Consider the following 3,329-nt stretch of genomic DNA (forward strand, 5'->3'; position numbering starts at 1 on the left):
AAAGTCCTGATACACCTGACTTCTTATTAAGAATAGTTGTTATCTCCTCAACGCTCTTGCCCTCTTTGCCGGCAATGAACTCAAGAATCGCAGGATCTATATCACCGCTTCTTGTGCCCATAGGAAGACCTGCAAGAGGTGTGAGTCCCATGGAAGTGTCCACTGACTTACCGCCGTCAACTGCTGTGATACTTGATCCGTTTCCAAGGTGGCATACGATAAGCTTGGTATCTTTGATATCCCTGCCTATAAGCTCTGCCAGTCTCTTGGATACAAAGCTGTGGCTTGTTCCGTGGAAACCGTATCTTCTTATCTTATAATTCTCGTAATATTCGTAAGGTATTGCATATGTATATGCTTTATCAGGCATGGTCTGGTGGAATGCTGTATCAAATACCGCAACCATAGGAACACCCGGCATATGTGCCTGACATGCTCTGATTCCAATGAGGTTGGCAGGGTTGTGAAGTGGTGCAAGATCATTACACTCTTCTATGGCCGCCATTACTTCGTCTGTTATAACTACTGAATTCGCAAACTTCTCACCGCCGTGAACTATTCTGTGTCCAACAGCATCGATCTCTGACAGTGAAGCGATAGCTCCCATATCTGTATCAAGAAGAGCGTCAAGAACAAATTTTACAGCAGCATTGTGATCCGGCATAGCGGCATCCACTGTATACTTATCCTTACCCATGGTCTGATGTGTGAGCTTTCCGTCGATACCGATCCTCTCACACAGTCCTTTTGCTATAACAGCCTCTGTATCAGAATCAATAAGCTGATACTTCAGTGATGAACTACCACAATTAATTACAAGAACCTTCATTTCAATCCTCCTGCACAACTTATGTGTAAATAAATCATCTTTAAAAATTATCTTTTACTATCTCTCTTTTGGAGTTACCTTCATTCTGCCGTCCTCCTGAGCCTGAGCCTGGATAGCTGTTATGGCAACAACTCCAACTATATCGTCTGCAACACAGCCTCTTGACAGGTCGTTTACAGGCTTTGCAATACCCTGTGTAACAGGACCATATGCATCAGCTTTTGCGAGTCTCTGTACAAGCTTGTATCCGATGTTCGCTGCATCAAGATCAGGGAACACAAGAACATTCGCTTGTCCTGCAACCTTGCTTCCAGGTGCCTTTGATGCTGCAACCTCAGGAACGAGTGCTGCATCTGACTGAAGCTCACCATCACACAGAAGGTCAGGGAACTCAGCGTTAACGATCTCTGTAGCTTCAATAACCTTGTCAACGTCAGGATGCTTTGCGCTTCCCTTTGTTGAATGTGACAGCATAGCCACAACAGGTGTCTCATCAACCAGAAGTTCAAATGACTTCGCTGACTGCTCTGCGATATCTGCAAGCTCTGACGCTGACGGGCTCTGATTGAGTCCTGCATCTGCAAATACAAATGTTCCGTTGGCACCATACTGACAATCTGGAACTACAACCAGGAAGAATGCTGATACGATTCTTGTTCCCGGAGCAGTCTTCAGTGTCTGAAGTGCTGCACGGAGCACATCTGCTGATGCGTTGATCGCACCGGCAACCATACCGTCTGCATCATCCTGCTTAACCATCATACATCCAAAATATAATGGGTTTGTTAAAAGCAGTTCCTTGGCTCTTGCCTCGGTCATGCCCTTCTTTCTTCTCATCTCTACAAAAGCATCCACGTATTCATCAAATTTCTCATAATTCTTAGGGTCAACAAATGATGCTCCGCTGAGATCGATATCACCAGCTCTGCTCATGATATCTTCCTTGTCTCCAACCAGGATAATGTTCGCAATGCCCTCTGCCAATACCTTGCCGGCTGCCTCGATTGTTCTCATGTCTGATGTCTCAGGCAGTACGATCGTTTTCTTATTCTGTTTGGCTTTTTCTTTTAACTGATCAATAAACTTCATGTTTATTTCCCCCTTTGAAATAATGAAAACACACATAGTTAAAGTTTAACTCATTGCCCCATTATTCTCAATAGAAATAGCCAAAAAAATTGTCTTTTTATCCGTACAATCCGTGATAATAACTAAAAAAATCTAACACTCAATTCCCATCGCCAGCTTAAGCTGGTTTCTCAATTTTTCTAAATTACCTGAATTGTCTATCTTTTTTGAACAATTTTTCTCGTAATAGCTATCAGGCTCCTGCGAAGCGATGACTTTTCTTGCTTTTTCATCAGTAAATCCGCGATAAGCACACAAACGTTCAATTCGTTTTGAAACGTCTGCATAGACATACCACATCTCATCGCAGATGTCCAAATACCCATCCTGGATAAGCAGTGCAGCTTCAAGAACGTATAGTCTGCATCCTGACTTTTTCTGCTCCTCCATGGATTCAAGAATGGCCTTTTTTACATTTGGGTGGGTTATGGAATTGAGGATATCGAGCTGCTTCTGATCGCTGAAAACGACCGCTGAAAGCTTTGCTCTGTCGATTCTGCTGTCTTCATCAAGAATATCTCTTCCAAAGTGTTCCACTATGTCATTGTATGATATCTGTCCCGGTTCCATGAGTCTGTGAGCCAGGGCATCAGCCTCCATAATGAATGCTCCGTAGTCTCGCTGCATTATATCAAGCACAGCAGTTTTTCCAGAACCGATACCACCAGTTATTCCTATGATCTTCATATTATTTTGCCTCATACCAGTTATTTCCTGATGCAACGCCCACCTCAAGAGGTACGGTCATATCTGCGGCATGCATCATCTCATCAACGAGAAGCTTCTTCACTATGTCCACTTCATCCTCGGCAGCCTCTATAAGAAGCTCATCGTGTATCTGCAGGATAAGCTGTGACTTCAGTCCGAGCTCCTTGAGCTTCATGTTAACTCTCACCATGGCGATCTTGATTATGTCCGCAGCGGTTCCCTGTATAGGCGAATTCATGGCAACCCTCTCGCCAAAACTCCTCTGCATAAAGTTGGATGACTTCAGCTCAGGGATAGGCCTGATCCTTCCGAACATGGTCGTCACATAACCTTTTTCCTTTGCGTGGGCTACCTGTTCATCCAAATACGCTTTTATACTCTTATAGATGTCATAATACTTTGCAATGAAATCTGAAGCCTCTTTTCTGGATATACCCAGATCCTCACTCAGACCAAATGCGCTGATTCCGTACACGATTCCGAAGTTGACAGCCTTTGCATGCCGTCTCTGAAGAGATGTAACCTCATCGATAGGAACCTCAAACACTTCGGATGCGGTTGTGGCGTGTATGTCCACGTTGTTAAGGAAAGCGTTCTTCATAACCTCATCTCCCGACAGATGGGCAAGTACACGAAGCTCTACCTGTGAGTAATCGGCATCTAC

The 3,329-nt window shown here is 44.1% G+C and carries 4 protein-coding genes; all 4 read right to left on the reverse strand.

The features are described from left to right. Positions 1–829, reverse strand: an 829-nt coding sequence (locus CCU_RS12800) for an acetate kinase (protein WP_208896260.1), incomplete at its 3' end; no start/stop codon positions are given. Positions 830–886: 57 nt separating this feature from the next. Next, positions 887–1,918: a phosphate acetyltransferase gene (pta, locus tag CCU_RS12805; RefSeq protein ID WP_015534954.1), complete on the reverse strand. Its 1,032-nt coding sequence runs from the start codon at positions 1,916–1,918 to the stop codon at positions 887–889. Positions 1,919–2,050: 132 nt separating this feature from the next. Beyond that, positions 2,051–2,659 carry a dephospho-CoA kinase gene (gene coaE / locus CCU_RS12810; protein ID WP_242857267.1) on the reverse strand — a complete coding sequence of 203 codons (609 nt, stop codon included), beginning with the start codon at positions 2,657–2,659 and terminating at the stop codon, positions 2,051–2,053. Then, a partial coding sequence (locus CCU_RS12815) for a DNA polymerase (protein WP_243440899.1) occupies positions 2,646–3,329 on the reverse strand: 684 nt, incomplete at its 5' end. The genes CCU_RS12815 and coaE, both read right to left, overlap by 14 nt.

It is taken from the genome of Coprococcus sp. ART55/1 (assembly GCF_000210595.1).
GTDB lineage: Bacteria > Bacillota > Clostridia > Lachnospirales > Lachnospiraceae > Coprococcus > Coprococcus aceti.